The organism is Serratia sp. ASV30 (assembly GCF_016428815.1).
Lineage (GTDB): Bacteria > Pseudomonadota > Gammaproteobacteria > Enterobacterales > Enterobacteriaceae > Chania > Chania fonticola_C.
Window position 1 is genome coordinate 18,116 of the sequence record NZ_JAELTL010000020.1, and the last position, 15,344, is coordinate 33,459.

At 54.1% G+C, this 15,344-nt stretch carries 16 protein-coding genes; 7 read left to right on the plus strand and 9 right to left on the minus strand.

Features of this window, described 5'->3' with window-relative positions:
• Positions 1 to 141: 141 nt before the first annotated feature.
• The 3 genes from mltC to mutY form a co-directional block, all read right to left on the minus strand.
• Entirely contained in the window at positions 142 to 1,218 is a 1,077-nt protein-coding gene (gene mltC / locus JHD74_RS11195; RefSeq protein WP_021806301.1) for a membrane-bound lytic murein transglycosylase MltC, read from the minus strand.
• 66 nt (positions 1,219 to 1,284) lie between these two features.
• Positions 1,285 to 1,557: an oxidative damage protection protein gene (locus tag JHD74_RS11200; protein WP_024484083.1), complete on the minus strand. Its 273-nt coding sequence runs from the start codon at positions 1,555 to 1,557 to the stop codon at positions 1,285 to 1,287.
• The gene (gene mutY / locus JHD74_RS11205; RefSeq protein ID WP_024528369.1) at positions 1,554 to 2,654 is read right to left on the minus strand and encodes an A/G-specific adenine glycosylase; all 1,101 of its coding nucleotides are present in this window, start codon (positions 2,652 to 2,654) and stop codon (positions 1,554 to 1,556) included. The genes JHD74_RS11200 and mutY overlap by 4 nt, the downstream gene beginning before the upstream one ends.
• 180 nt (positions 2,655 to 2,834) lie before the next feature.
• Between mutY and trmB the strand changes: the two genes are divergently transcribed.
• From trmB to JHD74_RS11225, 4 genes are all read left to right on the plus strand, one after another.
• Positions 2,835 to 3,554: a tRNA (guanosine(46)-N7)-methyltransferase TrmB gene (gene trmB, locus JHD74_RS11210; RefSeq protein ID WP_021806299.1), complete on the plus strand. Its 720-nt coding sequence runs from the start codon at positions 2,835 to 2,837 to the stop codon at positions 3,552 to 3,554.
• On the plus strand, positions 3,554 to 3,880 hold the full coding sequence (locus JHD74_RS11215) for a YggL family protein (RefSeq protein ID WP_024528368.1): 327 nt from the start codon (positions 3,554 to 3,556) through the stop codon (positions 3,878 to 3,880). The genes trmB and JHD74_RS11215 overlap by 1 nt, the downstream gene beginning before the upstream one ends.
• 80 nt (positions 3,881 to 3,960) lie before the next feature.
• Positions 3,961 to 4,884 (plus strand): glutaminase B, encoded by a 924-nt coding sequence (glsB, locus tag JHD74_RS11220; protein WP_024528367.1) that lies wholly within the window; start codon positions 3,961 to 3,963, stop codon positions 4,882 to 4,884.
• Between the two features lie 40 nt (positions 4,885 to 4,924).
• Entirely contained in the window at positions 4,925 to 5,641 is a 717-nt protein-coding gene (locus tag JHD74_RS11225; protein WP_065684559.1) for a DUF2884 domain-containing protein, read from the plus strand.
• A gap of 111 nt (positions 5,642 to 5,752) precedes the next feature.
• Here the strand turns inward: JHD74_RS11225 and hemW are convergent, their stop codons facing one another.
• The 6 genes from hemW to JHD74_RS11255 all read right to left on the minus strand — a co-directional run bounded on the left by hemW (position 5,753) and on the right by JHD74_RS11255 (position 9,977).
• The gene (hemW, locus tag JHD74_RS11230; protein ID WP_161711671.1) at positions 5,753 to 6,904 is read right to left on the minus strand and encodes a radical SAM family heme chaperone HemW; all 1,152 of its coding nucleotides are present in this window, start codon (positions 6,902 to 6,904) and stop codon (positions 5,753 to 5,755) included.
• Positions 6,894 to 7,490, minus strand: a complete 597-nt coding sequence (gene rdgB, locus JHD74_RS11235) for an RdgB/HAM1 family non-canonical purine NTP pyrophosphatase (protein ID WP_115159327.1) — start codon at positions 7,488 to 7,490, stop codon at positions 6,894 to 6,896. The genes hemW and rdgB overlap by 11 nt, the downstream gene beginning before the upstream one ends.
• 17 nt (positions 7,491 to 7,507) lie before the next feature.
• On the minus strand, positions 7,508 to 7,798 hold the full coding sequence (gene yggU, locus JHD74_RS11240) for a DUF167 family protein YggU (RefSeq protein ID WP_199062729.1): 291 nt from the start codon (positions 7,796 to 7,798) through the stop codon (positions 7,508 to 7,510).
• Positions 7,795 to 8,349, minus strand: a complete 555-nt coding sequence (locus JHD74_RS11245) for a YggT family protein (protein ID WP_021179666.1) — start codon at positions 8,347 to 8,349, stop codon at positions 7,795 to 7,797. The genes yggU and JHD74_RS11245 overlap by 4 nt, the downstream gene beginning before the upstream one ends.
• A gap of 82 nt (positions 8,350 to 8,431) precedes the next feature.
• Complete coding sequence (proC, locus tag JHD74_RS11250) at positions 8,432 to 9,253, minus strand: pyrroline-5-carboxylate reductase (RefSeq protein WP_024528362.1); 822 nt, start codon at positions 9,251 to 9,253, stop codon at positions 8,432 to 8,434.
• Between the two features lie 10 nt (positions 9,254 to 9,263).
• The gene (locus JHD74_RS11255; protein ID WP_024528361.1) at positions 9,264 to 9,977 is read right to left on the minus strand and encodes a YggS family pyridoxal phosphate-dependent enzyme; all 714 of its coding nucleotides are present in this window, start codon (positions 9,975 to 9,977) and stop codon (positions 9,264 to 9,266) included.
• A gap of 20 nt (positions 9,978 to 9,997) precedes the next feature.
• On the opposite strand from JHD74_RS11255, the gene JHD74_RS11260 reads away from it, so the two are divergent.
• From JHD74_RS11260 to JHD74_RS11270, 3 genes are all read left to right on the plus strand, one after another.
• Positions 9,998 to 10,990 (plus strand): type IV pilus twitching motility protein PilT, encoded by a 993-nt coding sequence (locus JHD74_RS11260; protein ID WP_024528360.1) that lies wholly within the window; start codon positions 9,998 to 10,000, stop codon positions 10,988 to 10,990.
• 172 nt (positions 10,991 to 11,162) lie between these two features.
• Positions 11,163 to 11,795, plus strand: a complete 633-nt coding sequence (locus JHD74_RS26970) for a response regulator transcription factor (protein ID WP_074029622.1) — start codon at positions 11,163 to 11,165, stop codon at positions 11,793 to 11,795.
• Entirely contained in the window at positions 11,785 to 15,306 is a 3,522-nt protein-coding gene (locus JHD74_RS11270; protein WP_199062730.1) for a transporter substrate-binding domain-containing protein, read from the plus strand. Before JHD74_RS26970 ends, JHD74_RS11270 begins: the two co-directional genes overlap by 11 nt.
• Positions 15,307 to 15,344 lie beyond the last annotated feature (38 nt).

A 15,344-nucleotide genomic window follows, 5' to 3' on the forward strand; every position in this document is an offset into this window, starting at 1 on the left:
GGACGTTAATCTGTAACAAGGTGATGTTGAGGATGAATGCCGTAGCTAAGATCTAGCACGGTCGGTCCCCTCTCCCTGTGGGAGAGGGTTAGGGTGAGGGGAAACATGTCTCCCCCCAGCCCCGTATTTTCCCACCAACGATTACTTCCGCCGGTAGTTTTTCTGTGCATTGTTCACCTTCACCAGATAACGGCGCGATTCACCCGCCGGATGCTTGGTGGTCAAAGTCTGATAAATATCACCAGGCTGCATGCTGTTGATGATGGTTACCGCCTTCGCTTTGTCACTATTGAACACCCGCAACACGCTACCAGCCCCTCCGTTGTAAGCGGTGATCACCGCATAACGGCGTGAGGTCGGGTTCTGAATGCCGCCCAGGTAGTTGTTCTGCAAGATCGCCAGATAGGCAGTACCGGTATCGATGTTGTTCTCCGGATCAAACAGGTAGCTGCGGCTTGGTGTGCCCCATTTACCTTTGCTTTGGAACACGTCTTTACCGGCGGTATGCTGCACCACCTGCATCAGGCCCAGCGCGTCGGAACCGCTTACCGCATACGGGTTGAAGCTGGATTCGGTCTGCATAATCGCCAGGATCAGCGACTCTTCGACGCCGTATTTCTCAGACGCCTGGCGAACCATCGGCAGATATTTGTGTGCACGTTTATCCAGGTGGTTAGGCACCAGTTGCATCGTCACCGAGTAGATCACGTGCAAGCCCGATGTGCGTCTTTTTAGCTTGTTTTGCAGCAGATAGTCGGCGAAGTGCGCCGCCCGCCATTCCCAGCGGATGGGTTGGCCCTTGTTATCCAGCACCTGGCCATACAGGAACGGCTCTTTGCTGATCTGGATATCATTGGCGTCGGAATAGAGGTCGATCGAGCCTGGATCGTCACCCATCAACAGGGTGCTGATCACCGCCTGGCGCAGATGAGCAGCAGGATCGGTGGTGGCGATGGTTTCGATAGTGATGGTGCCCGAATCAAAGTTGATGTGGCTACGGGTCTGATATTGATCGGTATATTTGACGTAGTCCTTTGGCCCGGCAATCAGAACTTCGCTCAGTCCCCAGATGTTCTCGATATTGTGGGCAAATTGGCCCATCAAAATATCAAAGGCGTTGGTGTCTTTGACATAGGCTTCACTGACCACGTCGTTTTTTTTGCCAGAACAGGAGATCAGCAAAGGCGCTATCACTAGCAAAGCTAACATTTTCTTCATCTTGTTAAAGCCGTATACGCGAAGAATTAAACAGGGGGAAAGGGCCAGCGCCTGGCCCGGAAAATCTTATTCGCTCGGTGGCGTATAGCCTTCGATGTGGACCTCATGCCCTTCGAACAGGAAGCGGACCATCTCTTGTTCCAGCAGTTTGCGGTCATCCACGTTCATCATGTTGAGCTTTTTCTCGTTGATCAGCATGGTCTGCTTCTTCATCCATTCTCCCCAGGCTTCCTTGGAGATTTCGTTGTAGATGCGCTTGCCGACTTCCCCTGGATAGAGCTGAAAGTCTTGCCCATCGGCGTCACGCTGCAGGAAGGTACAAAAAATGGTTCTGCTCATGCTAATTCCTCGTCAATGGCGCTGTTGCCAAATAAACCGGGTTGGGTCGGGGACTGTTTGGCCAACTGCTGTAGCAGGCGCTCAACCGGCGCGGCCAGCCCGACCGAAGGGGGCTGCGTTAAGTTATACCAGAGACCGGAACCCGCATCCATGGCGCTACCCGCTTTGTCGATGTTCAGCCACATAGGCACAATATCCAGATGGAAATGGCTGAAGGTGTGGCGGAAGGCGGTCATTTGCTCTAAACGGCTACCTTGCAGGCCGCGTTGTTGCAGCCAGAGTTCAAGATCGATCCGCGCGCTAAACTGTGGGAAGCAGAATAGTCCGCCCCACAGGCCAGTTCCTGGGCGCTGTTCCAGCCAGACGCCATCACCCTGTTGTAGCATCAGGAAGTAGGCGGTTTTTTCCGGCAGGGTTTGCTTGGGTTTTTTGCCTGGGTAGTTGGCCCAACTGCTGTTGCCATTGGCGATGCAGCCGATATTGAGCGGGCATAGCTCACATTTGGGTTTGCTACGGGTGCAGACCATCGCTCCCAGATCCATCATCGCCTGATTGAACTGGCCAACCCCTTTTGCCGGCGTGACCTCTTCGCTGATCTCCCACAGGCGATTTTCCACCTCTTTCTTGCCCGGCCAGCCAGCTATGGCATAGCAACGGGCCAGTACGCGCTTGACGTTGCCGTCTAGGATCGGGTAGTGCTGCCCCTGGGACAGAGAGAGAATGGCGCCAGCAGTTGAACGGCCTACGCCAGGCAGCGCGACAATTTCTTCAAAGGTTGTCGGGAACTCACCGCCGTGCTGTGCGACAATGGTCTGCGCCGCTTTATGCAGGTTTCTGGCGCGGGCATAATAGCCAAGCCCGGTCCACAGATGCAGGACTTCATCCTGCGGCGCTTCGGCCAAGGCTCGCACGTTCGGAAAGCGTGCCATAAAGCGCTGAAAATAAGGAATAACGGTGGCAACCTGAGTTTGTTGCAGCATCACCTCAGAGAGCCATACTTGATAAGGCGTTTTATCGAGTTGCCACGGCAGCGTTTTGCGGCCATAGCGTTGGTACCAGTCAAGCACTACGTGCGAGAACTGTTGTGCTTGCATCATGAGCGAGTTCGCTATCCGGCAGATAAATAATGATGCGCGATTGCAGCATAGAGTGATGGTGCTGTAAACCGGAACTTTCCGCAGTAGCACATCCGGTATGATGATGAACGCTTGCTAAAGCAAGGTATCTTTGCATAATGCGCGTTCCCCTAATTGGCAGCCAAATAGACAGAAAGCACTATGATTAATGACGTCATCTCCCCAGAATTTGATGAGAACGGCCGCGCGATGCGCCGTATCCGCAGTTTTGTTCGCCGCCAGGGGCGGTTGACCAAAGGCCAGCAGCAGGCGCTGGACAACTATTGGCCGGTGATGGGCGTGGAATATCAGGCTGAACCTGTCGATATCGCCGCGCTGTTTGGTCGTGAAGCGCCAACCGTGCTGGAGATTGGTTTTGGCATGGGGGCTTCGCTGGTCACCATGGCGGGCAATAACCCGCAGCAGAATTTCCTGGGGATCGAGGTCCATTCGCCGGGCGTGGGTGCCTGTCTGGCCGATGCCCATGAGGCGGAGTTGGCCAACCTGCGGGTGATGTGCCACGATGCGGTAGAAGTCTTGCAGAATATGATCCCGGACGCTTCACTGGATATGGTGCAGCTGTTCTTCCCGGATCCGTGGCACAAGGCGCGCCACAACAAACGCCGCATCGTACAGACGCCGTTTGTTGAGCTGGTGCAGCGCAAATTAAAAGTCGGTGGCGTATTCCATATGGCCACCGACTGGCAACCCTATGCGGAACACATGCTGGAAGTCATGAGCAGCAGCGCGGGTTACCGTAATCTCTCCGAGAGCAATGATTACGTACCGCGTCCGGACTCGCGTCCGCTGACAAAATTTGAATTACGTGGCCAGCGTCTGGGACATGGCGTTTGGGATTTGATGTTTGAGAGGATGGAATAATGGCTAAGAACCGTAGTCGTCGTTTACGTAAAAAGTTGCATATCGAAGAGTTTCAGGAACTGGGCTTCTCCGTCGCCTGGCGTTTTGCCGAAGGGACCGCCGTTGAAGATATCGACAGCACCCTGGACGCGTTTATCGATGAAGTGATCGAGCCGAACGGCCTGGCGTTTGACGGTAGTGGCTACCTGCAGTGGGAAGGTTTGATCTGCCTGCAGAAGATTGGTCATTGCACCGAAGAACACCGTGAGCTGATCAAAAACTGGCTGGAAGCACGTAAGCTGAATGATGTGAAAACCAGCGATCTGTTCGACATCTGGTGGGATTGATCCCGTCCGATTAGCATTGCCGAAGGTGCCTTAATGGCACCTTTGTTTTATCTGGTGTCCTTTCTGGAGTAGTGAGCGCGGTGGTAACAACATTAGATAACGCGTTGCTGGAGGAGATCCTGCAACAGGTACGCCCGTTGATTGGGCAAGGCAAGGTTGCAGACTATATTCCCGCGCTGGCGGAAGTTGCTGCCGATCGGCTGGCGATCGCCGTCTGTACCGTTGACGGCGAGCTGTTTCAGGCCGGGGACGCGACGGAGCGCTTTTCGATCCAGTCGATCTCCAAGGTATTGAGCCTGACGCTGGCGCTAACGCGTTATCAGGAAGGTGAAATCTGGCAGCGGGTGGGGAAAGAGCCCTCTGGCCTGCCGTTTAATTCGCTGCTGCAGTTGGAGATGGAACAGGGCAAACCGCGCAACCCGTTTATCAACCCCGGAGCGCTGGTGGTATGCGATATGCTGCAAACCCGGCTGAGTGCTCCCAAGCAGCGGATGTTGGAAGTGGTGCGCCAACTGGCAGGCGTTGATGATCTGTCGTATGACATTCGCGTGGCGCGTTCCGAATTTGAGCATTCCGATCGCAATGCCGCCATCGCCTATCTGATGAAGTCGTTCGGTAACTTCGACAATGACGTGCTGACCGTGCTGCAAACCTATTTTCACTACTGCGCGTTACGGATGAGCTGCGTTGAGCTGGCACGCAGCTTTGTCTACCTAGCTAACCAGGGCCGAACGCTTGATGGTGAAGAGGTGATCAGCCCCTTGCAGGCCCGGCAAATTAACGCCCTGATGATGACCAGCGGTATGTATGATGGCGCTGGCGAATTTGCCTATCGGGTTGGCATGCCGGGCAAGTCGGGAGTGGGCGGCGGGATTATCGCCATCGTCCCTGATGAACTGTCGATTGTCGTTTGGTCGCCGGAGCTGGATGCATCCGGTAACTCATTGGCGGGAACTGCTGCACTAGAACTGTTGTCTCAACGCATTAGCCGTTCGATTTTTTAACTCCATCGCACATGCGGTTGGAAGGGAGTCAGGAGAAACTATGTTAAAGAGAACCGGATTGGCCTTGCTGTTGTTAACGGCTTCACAGGCGCATGCCGAGTATCAGTGCAGCGTCAGGCCACAGGATGACGTGATTATCAGCCCACAGACCGTGCAGGTGGTGGGGGCTGGCGGTAACCTGCAAATCACCGCCGACGGTGACGTCACTCGTGATGGCAAAGCATTGAGCCTGAATGATAACCAGCGCCAAAAGGCGTTCAGCTACCAGAACGCATTGCGCAAAGATTTACCTTGGATCGATCAGGGCGCGCAGCAGCATCTGGAAAAGGCGCGGGTAGCGCTGGATAAAGTCATCGTTCAGGAGTTGGGTACTGACAGCAACGTGCGTAACCGCCTGACCACGCTCAACGATCAGTTGAAGCAGCAGATGAACCGTATCATCGAACATCGCAGCGACGGTCTCACGTTCCACCACAAGGCGATTGCTCAGGTGGAGCAGGATGGCCGCAATATCGTGCAGCAGAGCATGGGCGGCGTATTACAGGACAGCCTGAACGAAATGGGCGTCAAGCAGGTTGCCAACAGCAATGGCAACCCGTTGCAGGCGATCATGGGCAACTTGGGTGGGCTACAGCAGGCCATCAAGAACGAATGGAATAATCAGGAGCAGGATTTCCAGAACTTTGGTCGCGACGTGTGTAAGCGCGTAACGGCTCTGGAAACCCAGCGTAAGGATCTGGTTAAGGCACTGAACTAAGGTTTGACGTCAACAGGTTCCGTTGTTTTAAGCGTTGCACTCTTAACTCGACGGAACCTATTACCCCTGCCAGATAAGCGTGTGACAGTTGAGCCTGCAATTCTACCTAAGCTATTCTTCCGGCAAGAAAAGTTCCAACAGCGAATTAAGGAACAGTTTGCCATGCTCGGTGATCTGCCAATACTCTGGCGTCTCTTGCAGATAGCCTTTAGCTAGCGCTTCGTCCAATGGTGCGCGGATCACGCTCTCATCCAGCCCGGTATATTGGGCGAACTCGGCGCGTGGCGCAGCTTCCAGCAGGCGGAAGCGGTTCATAAAGAACTCGAATGGCCGATCGTGCGCCTCGACTTCATGCAGCTTGTCCCGATAGTCACCCCGCATAAATCCGCGCGGATGCTTGGTTTTGGCGGTGCGCAGAATGCGGCCATCGGCAAAGGTCAGCTTGCCGTGTGCGCCACAACCAATCCCCAGATAGTCGCCAAAGCGCCAGTAGTTGAGGTTGTGCTGACACTGATAACCCGGTTTGGCGTAGGCAGAGGTTTCGTACTGCTGATAACCGGCGGCACTCAACAGCTCATGGCCTTGTTCAAAGATATTCCACAGTGCGTCATCATCCGGCAATACCGGCGGGCGTGAGCTGAACAGGGTATTTGGCTCGATGGTGAGTTGATACCAGGACAGATGCGGCGGATTAAGAGCGATAGCCTGACGCAGGTCGTCCAGCGCTTCTTCCAGTGACTGATCCGGCAGGCCATGCATCAGGTCCAGATTGAAACTGCGTAGGCCCAGGCCGGTTGCCAGATGCGCCGCGCGTTTGGCCTCATCCGGGCCATGAATGCGCCCCAGACGGGTTAACTTCTCGGCGCTAAAGCTTTGTACGCCAATCGAGATGCGGTTCACCCCGGCGCGCTGGTAGCCGCTAAAGCGATCGGCCTCCACGGTGCCTGGGTTGGCTTCCATGGTGATCTCGGCGTCATCCTCGACGTGAATGCGCGCCCGCACGCCATCCAGCAGCGCTTGCATGGCTTCGGCACTCAACAGGCTCGGCGTACCACCACCGATAAAGATGGTGCTGATTGCACGACCGCTGGCGAGCGGCAAATCGGCATCCAGATCTGCCAGCAGATGATCGACATATTCCTGGTGCGGGACTTCGCCCTTCAAGGCATGTGAGTTGAAATCGCAGTATGGGCACTTTTGTACGCACCAGGGAATATGGATGTACAGGCTGAGCGGGGGCAGTTGTACGCTGTTAGCTGGCATTACGCATCGCTTCCAACATCAACTTCAACGCCTTGCCACGGTGGGAAATGGCAATTTTCTCTTCCCGCGTCAGCTCTGCTGCTGTGCAGCCCAAATCTGGTACGTAGAAGATCGGATCGTAACCGAAGCCGCCAACGCCGGCCGCTTCAAAAGTGATCTCACCGTTCCAGCAACCGTGGAATACCAGCGGGGTGGGATCTTCTGCATGGCGCATATACACCAGCACGCAATGGAATTGAGCACCGCGCTTGCCCGCAGGTACGTCTTTCAGCGTCACCAGCAGCTTGTCCAGATTCTGCTGGTCGCTGGCCTCTAAACCGGCGTAGCGGGCAGAGTAGATACCCGGAGCGCCGCCCAAGGCATCGACCGCCAGGCCAGAGTCGTCGGCAATCGCTGGCAGGCCGGTGATTTGCGCAGCATGGCGGGCTTTGAGAATAGCGTTTTCAATAAACGTCAGGCCGGTTTCTTCGGCGGAGTCTACGCCAAGCTCGGTTTGCGCTACCACGTCAAAGCCGAAATCGGCCAGCAGTTCGGCGAGTTCACGCACTTTGCCGGGGTTGCCGGTGGCAAGAACGATTTTTTGCATATATAGATACCTTGAAATTATTCGATCAGCGCCGTGATGACGTCCGGGATCTGTTGCGGGTTGAGGATGCGCAGTTGCTTGTGCCGCCCCAGTTCGCCTTTCTCTATGAGCACGTTGCTTTTCGCCACTTTGAACTGCTTGGCGATAAACTTGATGAGATGGGCATTGGCCTGGCCATCAACCGGCGGTGCGGTGATGGCGACTTTTATCTCGTCGCCATGCAGGCCAATAATCTGATCGCGGCTGGCTTTGGGCTGAATATATAGCTTGACCACCAGCCCGTCCAGGTGCGTAGTGACTGCACTCACAGCAGGAACCAGAGCTCGCCAAACAGATCCATCCCCAGGTAGTTGATCAGATACAGGATCAGGATCACTACCATCGCGGAGAAATCAATGCCGCCCATCGCCGGGATCACGCGGCGGATAGGGGCCATCAACGGCTCGGTAAGCTGGAACATCACATAGTCAATCGGGCTGCGTCCCTGGCTGATCCAACTCATCAAGGCGCGAATGATCATCACCCAGAAGATCAGGTAGCCGACGGATTTGATCAGAGAAATCAGGCCAAACAGCAAGTTGTATAGGCTGAGTGACAGGGTACCGCTCTGGATCAGCAGCAGTAGCGGATATTTGATGGTCATCAGCAGGAATGCCAACAGCAATGAGGCGCTATCTACCGGCCCCATCGAAGGAACGATGCGGCGCAGTGGGCCGACGATCGGCTGGGTGATTTTCACCACAAACTGTGAAAACGGGTTATAAAAGTCAGTGCGCGTCAGTTGCATCCAGATGCGCAACAGCAGCACCATCACGTAAATATCAACGACGGTTTTGACCAGGAAAGTCAGCGTTAGCATGTAAGTTACCCTTCTCCTTAACTTCTGGGTTATCCCCTTGGTTTTCAGACCACCTTGGCGGCCTGAAACTCATCGGGCATAGTTAAAATGATTTTTCCATTTCCTGCGCACGGGAAACAGCGGCCTGCATGGCTTTGGCAACGGTCTCTGGCAACCGTTGTTCGTTGAATACCCGCAACGCCTCGGCGGTAGTGCCCCCTTTGGAGGTCACTTGCTCACGCAGAGTGGTTAGCGAGATCTCCGGATTAGCGGCGGCCAATGCCGCAGCCCCGATAGCGGCTTGCTGCACCAGATCGCGCGCGGCCTGGCTGCTGAACCCCATACGTTCGGCTTCCTGTTGCATGGCATCCATAAACAGGAAGAAATAGGCCGGTGCGCTGCCTGCGGCGGCAATCACGCCATTAATGCCGTTTTCGTCATCGACCCAGCAGACTTTACCCACCGAACTCATCAGATCGCGGGTGTAATCACGATCCAGTTGGCTAACCTGCTCGGGAGCATACAGCCCGCTCATCCCTTTACCCACTAATGAAGGGGTATTGGGCATGATGCGCACGATGTTCAAGCCTTCACCAAGCATTTGATAGAAACGGCTCACCAGAATACCCGCAGCGATCGACAGCACCAGTTTACCGGAGAAATCGACCTGTTCCTGTAAAGGTAAGCAAACCTGCGCCATCATTTGCGGTTTCACCGCCAGGACCACGACGTCGGCCTGTTGTGCACAGGTGATGTTGTCTGCGCTGCTGTTGATGCCATATTCGGCGGCCAGGGCGTCACGGTTTTTTGCTGACGGCGCACAAACGCTGATGGCGGCTGCCGGATAGCCACCGGCGACCAGGCCCGCAATGATAGCGCGAGCCATATTACCGGCACCAATAAAGGTAATTTTGCGATGTTGCATCAAATCCTCGTTATACGGTGGTGTGCGAGTAGTCACGGGCACCAAAAATTGCGGTGCCGATACGAACCATCGTGCTGCCAGCGGCGATCGCTGCCTGCATATCATCTGTCATGCCCATCGACAGCGTATCCACCTGCGGATAGCGCTGCTTGAGCTCCTGGAAAGCGTCGTTCATCTGGCCGAATGTCGCCAGCTGGCGCTGATAGTCGTGTTCTGGTGCTGGGATGGCCATTAACCCACGCAAGCACAGGTTAGGCAATGCGGCTACCGCCTCGGCCAGCGCTGGCAGCTCACTCAATACAATGCCAGATTTACTCTGCTCGTCACTGATATTTATCTGGATCAGCACGTTTAACGGCGGCATTTCTGCGGGGCGCTGATCGCTCAGGCGTAGGGCAATACGCAAGCGGTCAACGGTGTGGCACCAGGCAAAGTGCTCTGCCACCAGCCTGCTTTTATTGGATTGCAGCGGGCCGATAAAGTGCCATTCCAATCCAGCCCCTTCAGGTCGCTGGGCAAAATACTGGATCTTGTCTACCCCTTCCTGCACGTAATTCTCGCCGAACGCGTGCTGGCCTGCGGCGATGGCTTGTGCGATCGCCTCCGCAGGTTTGGTTTTGCTGACTGCAAGCAATGTCACTTCTTCTGGAATGCGTGCGCAGTCTTGAGCGGCCGCGGCAATACGGCTCCTGACATCCTGCAGATTCTGTTGGATAGTGCTCATGATTAACCCGGGAGATTGATATGGATATCGATGAATTTGTGGCTCTTAGTGTAAAGCATAATGCCTCCGATCTGCACCTTTGTACCGGCCATCTGCCAATGTTACGTATCGATGGTGAACTCCAGGCCGTGGAAAGCGGGGAAATCCTTACCCAACAGCAGATGGAGGCATGGTGCCAAGCGCAATTGTCGAAGACGATGTGGCAACAACTCCAGCAGGTGGGGCAGCTCGATCTGGCGTTAGCCCTTGCTGGTGGCACCCGGCTGCGTGCCAATTTCTTTTTGCAGAATACCGGGGTCTCCGTGGCGTTACGCAGGATCGCCAGCCAGTGCCCCACGTTGGCCGAACTGACCACCCCGGAAATTATTCCGGCGCTGCTGCAGCGCGAAGATGGCTTGATACTTGTCACCGGCGCTACCGGCAGCGGCAAGTCGACCACGTTGGCGGCGATGATCGACTTTATTAATCGGCATCAGCGCCGCCATATCCTCACGCTGGAAGATCCGATCGAGTTTATCCATCGTAGCCAGCGTTCCCTGATTCAGCAGCGCGAGTTAGGGCGGGATACCCACAGTTTTGACGATGCGTTGCGGGCCGCACTGCGTGAGGATCCAGACGTGATCCTGCTGGGGGAACTGCGTGATACCACCACCGTTCGGCTGGCGTTGACCGCGGCAGAAACCGGCCATTTAGTCTTGGCCACCTTGCATACCCGCAGCGCGCCACAGGCGGTGGAACGGCTGGTGGATGTTTTCCCGGCGGAAGAGAAAGCCTATGTTCGTGCTCAGTTGGCCAGTAGCCTGCAGGCGGTGATCGCCCAAAAGCTGCTGAGCAAGCCCGGGGGAGGGCGTGTTGCCATTTACGAGATCCTCACGGCCACGGCGGCGGTGAGCAGCATGATCCGCGAAGGGAAAACTCATCAGTTGGTCAGCGTATTGCAAACCGGTGCGCAGTCAGGCATGCAAACTTTTGAACAGGGTCTGCAACAGCGTGTTGCGCAGGGAATATTATAATGCCACAATCAATTAACTATTCTCCCCCTTATTTTTAATTGTAATCAATAGCACAGAGGTTGTGTGCGAGAGCGAAGTATATTGGTAACTTAAGTGCGAACCCCGTTGCAGTATTAAGCAGCTATCTTTTGGCTGTTACTTTTAGGATTAGTATTAGGATAAGGATATTCTTATGAGTTCCTGGCTGATTGTTGACGATCACCCCGCAATTTGTTTCGCTGTGAAAGCAATTTTATCTCCATTAGGTGATAATTCAATTCTTACTGCCACCAACGGCTTGGACGCCCTGGCGCGAATAAAGGAAAGTACGCCGCAGTTGGTGATCCTGGATATCATGCTGAACAAAATGGATGGGCTGCAGATTTTACAGCATATTCGCCAAGTAGATAGCGATATCAAAGTGGTTGTCTACACGAGCCTACCCGCAGAGAGTTATGCAGAAAGAGCGTTACGGGCCGGAGCTCGCGGCTTCTTCAACAAAGATCAGGACATTAGTCAATTGGCTCCGTTGTGCCAATTGGTACTGCAAGGCTATGCTTGTTTTCCGCAGGCTACTCTATTGCCATTGCTGACTGCTCCGCTACAGAATAAGAATATACTGACTCGCCTTTCCGATCGTGAATTGACGGTGTTGCGTTACTTATCCGAGGGGCTTAGTAATAAGGAAATTGCCGATCGCCTGATCCTAAGCAATAAAACTATCAGCACTTATAAGACACGTCTGATGGAAAAATTAAAAGTTAGTCATCCTGAGGAGTTAGTTAATTTTTATCATCATCAGGATGAGTGTTCTGATGGTAAATAAATTCGTTATCTTGCTGCTGTTTTTTTGCTTTGGTGTTTCTGCAGAGGACGTTCAGGCATTCCGTGAAATTAACCTGCTTAGTCGCAGCCAGATCCAATTATCTGAGCCTGATTTAACCAGTGAGGATTGGCAATGGCTGCGCCGCAAACGTGTGCTGGTTTTCGGCATTGCGGCCCCGAATTACCCTCCTTTTGATATCACCAATGGTACGCGGGATTATGGCGGCATCAATGCTGACTATCTGGGGGCTGTCGGTTATAACCTGAACGTGCAGATAAAAGTGCGTTACTACGAGGATAGCGCAACCTTACGTCACGATCTGGCCACAGGGAAGGTGGATCTGATCGGCAATGTTGCGGTAAAAAGCCAAGACGATCCTGGTTTGCTGCTTTCAGCTCCCTATGTGCTTGCCTCCCCGGCACTGATCATGCGTACCGACAGTCTGCTGCAACAGCGTCCGCTAAAAAATATCGCCATTGAGCGCCTCTATAGCGGCAATCAGAAGCTGACCGAACGTTTTGCCGCTGCGGAGTACCAGGTTTTTGATATCCCACGTCGGGCGCTGGAGGCGCTGTCATTTAAAAAGCTGGATGCTTTTATCGGAGATGCCAAGGTCGCCCGTTATCTCATCAACCAGGGCAATCTGAATAATCTGCGCATGCAACTGCTGCCACCGCAGGATATCAAGGGTTTTTCCTTTGGTCTGGCGCAAAAGAATGTGCGCCTGCAGCGGGTGTTGAATGCCGTGCTGGCCAAGATTCCCGAAAGTACGCACGCAGAGATACAAAGCCGTTGGAATGGGGGTATCCCCATGTCTCTAGGGGAAGAGCACCTGTTGCTCACCTCTCTGGAAAGAAAGTGGGTTGAAGAACACCCCAGCGTACGGGTGGTGGTCAATGGTGATTTTGCTCCTTTAGGTTTCTTCGATGTACAGGGCGAGTTCCGTGGTCTGACTGCAGATGTGATGGATGCAATCTCCAGCCGTACCGGTCTGAAGTTTGAGATTATCCGGGCAGACTCACTACAAGACTCGTTGAATGCCATCAAAGCAGGCAAAGCCGACATTGTGGCTGGCGTAACGCTGGATGCAATCTGGCCTAACGGTTTGTTAACGACTCGCTCCTATTTATTTAATTCCTGGGTGTTGGTGGGAATACCGCAGCAAACCAAGCATGATCCTCCTCAGTTGATTGCTCTGGTGGCAGGGCATCCTTTACGGGCTCAGCTACAGGAACAGTATCCCGCCAGCCGGGTGATTGGCGTAAGCTCGCCACAGGTTGGTATTGCGGCGTTAAGATCAGGGAAGGTAGAGGCCCTGGTATTGCCGATGATCAGTGCCGATTACTTTCTGGCCCGAGATCCCACCTCAGGACTGAGTATTTTGAGTGCTCTGGATGCTGAACCCGCACGTTTTGTCATTGGGGTATCTGGTAATGAATACCCGCTCGCCACCATCCTCGACAAGGCATTGCTGAATATCCCCCCAGAGGATATCCATGCGATGACCAGCAATTGGTATAACAATACCTACCTGCTTGAAGGGACCCCGGGTGATGGAAAATTGCTTGCCCACTGTTATTCCACAGCGTGGTTACTGATCGTTCTGTTGCTGGCAGTGCTGGTGATAGCCTTGGCTATCAGCCGGTTGCGCAATAATCGCCGCCTGGTGCAGCGTTGCCAGGCGGTCATCGATAGCGTGCCCTTGCCGATTTACATCACCAATCTGAAAGACCAGATAGTGATGGCGAATACGCCGTTTTTTAATGCCATCAATGTTCCTGCAGAGACGGTGATCGGTAGCTCACTGGAGAACTACTCACTGCAGTTACCTGTTGCGTTGGATATTGGCCGGGGCGGTGAGCAGGAACCGGTTTTATCTGTTATGCAGTTTGGGGGCCAGTCGCGCATTTTGCAGCAGTGGGGCCAATTGCTGATTACTGAAGATCAGCGTGCTGAAGGAAAAATTGGCGGGTGGTTCGATGTGACCGAACGCGATCGCCTGATTGCTCAGTTACAGCAGGCGAAGGAGCGTGCTGACAGTGCCAACCGGGCTAAAACCACCTTCCTGGCCACCATGAGCCATGAGATCCGCACTCCGCTCAATGCCATTATCGGCATGTTGGAACTGTTGCTGAACCGCCCGCAGCGGGAGGAAGCTTTAGATCGAGAACTGCTGAGCGTTGCACATGAGTCCGCCCATTCTCTGCTGGCCTTGATTGGTGACATTCTTGATATCTCACGCATTGAGGCGGACCGTCTGATCCTGCATCCACAGCGTGCAGATATCCGTCGCCTGATTGAAGCCGTGGCGATGTTATTTGACGGTGTGGCACGCCAAAAAGGGTTAGCGTTCAGGTTGGATATTGACGCGGAGATCACCGGCGATGTGTTAGTTGATCCCATGCGTTTCAAGCAGGTGCTATCCAATCTGGTGAGTAATGCCATCAAGTTTACCGAGCAGGGGCAGGTCACGCTCAGTGTCGCGGTCGATCAGATTAGCGAAGAACGAGCGGATCTGCGGCTACGTGTTTCTGATACTGGCAAGGGGATTGATGCAGCCACTCAAGAGCGTCTTTTCCAACCCTTTACTCAGGGCAATGGAGAGGCTGGCGGGACAGGGCTTGGGCTGTATATTTGCCGCAAGCTGGTGGAGATGATGGGGGGAACCATCGCATTGAACAGTGAGGTTGGGATTGGCAGCGACGTCACCGTGCTGCTTTCGGTGCCGAGATTGCTGAAATTCCCCCCTCAAACACCTCTGGAGGAACCAGCCCCGATGGCACCATCCCAACTGCGGGTCCTGATCGTTGAAGATCATCCTGCGGGCAGAATGTTATTGACCCAACAGTTGCAGTTTCTAGGCCATCAGCCTAGTGCGGTGGGGGATGGGGAGCAGGCGCTGCAGTTGTTGGAGCAGGAGAGCTTCAACCTGATTATCACCGACTGCCAGATGCCTGAACGCGATGGTTACAGCCTGAGCCGCCAAATCAGGCACCTCGAGCGTGAACAGCAGTCCGTTCCTACGGTGATCTGGGGGCTGACGGCCAATGCGCAAGAAAGTGCACGGGAGGCATGTCTGCAGGCGGGAATGGATGACTGCCTGTTCAAGCCGGTTAACCTGAGCATATTAAAAACGAAATTGTCTACGCTGCCACTGACTGATGCGGGGAACACTGAAGAGGAGCCTGCGTTTGACGTGGAAGACTTGCCAGCGGAATTGCGCCAGCCAAAGGTATTGCAAGAGTTCATCCAAACGTTGCTGGATTGTTTACAGGAAGACTGCACGCAACTTGCCATGGACATGAAGCAACAACCGATGGACCTGATAAGCATACGGGCGTTGGCTCATAAATTGGCCGGTGCGGCCCGGTTGGTGAATGCTGAAAAATTGAATCAAGCTTGTCAGTCATTGCATGACAACCCCGTACTGGAAACCGCAGCAGCGGTGCTAGGGGAAGCGCAACGGATGCTCAACACCCTAATGAAAGTACAGCGGACTACAGGAGAATAGTCTCTTCCTACAGAGTGATTAAGGCTTTTGTAGATTTT

Bases quoted from the DNA above. Each gene is read 5' to 3' on its own strand.
- mltC (WP_021806301.1), bottom strand. From the start codon at position 1,218: ATGAAGAAAATGTTAGCTTTGCTAGTGATAGCGCCTTTGCTGATCTCC.
- JHD74_RS11200 (WP_024484083.1), bottom strand. From the start codon at position 1,557: ATGAGCAGAACCATTTTTTGTACCTTCCTGCAGCGTGACGCCGATGGG.
- mutY (WP_024528369.1), bottom strand. From the start codon at position 2,654: ATGATGCAAGCACAACAGTTCTCGCACGTAGTGCTTGACTGGTACCAA.
- trmB (WP_021806299.1), top strand. From the start codon at position 2,835: ATGATTAATGACGTCATCTCCCCAGAATTTGATGAGAACGGCCGCGCG.
- JHD74_RS11215 (WP_024528368.1), top strand. From the start codon at position 3,554: ATGGCTAAGAACCGTAGTCGTCGTTTACGTAAAAAGTTGCATATCGAA.
- JHD74_RS11225 (WP_065684559.1), top strand. From the start codon at position 4,925: ATGTTAAAGAGAACCGGATTGGCCTTGCTGTTGTTAACGGCTTCACAG.
- hemW (WP_161711671.1), bottom strand. From the start codon at position 6,904: ATGCCAGCTAACAGCGTACAACTGCCCCCGCTCAGCCTGTACATCCAT.
- rdgB (WP_115159327.1), bottom strand. From the start codon at position 7,490: ATGCAAAAAATCGTTCTTGCCACCGGCAACCCCGGCAAAGTGCGTGAA.
- JHD74_RS11245 (WP_021179666.1), bottom strand. From the start codon at position 8,349: ATGCTAACGCTGACTTTCCTGGTCAAAACCGTCGTTGATATTTACGTG.
- proC (WP_024528362.1), bottom strand. From the start codon at position 9,253: ATGCAACATCGCAAAATTACCTTTATTGGTGCCGGTAATATGGCTCGC.
- JHD74_RS11255 (WP_024528361.1), bottom strand. From the start codon at position 9,977: ATGAGCACTATCCAACAGAATCTGCAGGATGTCAGGAGCCGTATTGCC.
- JHD74_RS11260 (WP_024528360.1), top strand. From the start codon at position 9,998: ATGGATATCGATGAATTTGTGGCTCTTAGTGTAAAGCATAATGCCTCC.
- JHD74_RS26970 (WP_074029622.1), top strand. From the start codon at position 11,163: ATGAGTTCCTGGCTGATTGTTGACGATCACCCCGCAATTTGTTTCGCT.
- JHD74_RS11270 (WP_199062730.1), top strand. From the start codon at position 11,785: ATGGTAAATAAATTCGTTATCTTGCTGCTGTTTTTTTGCTTTGGTGTT.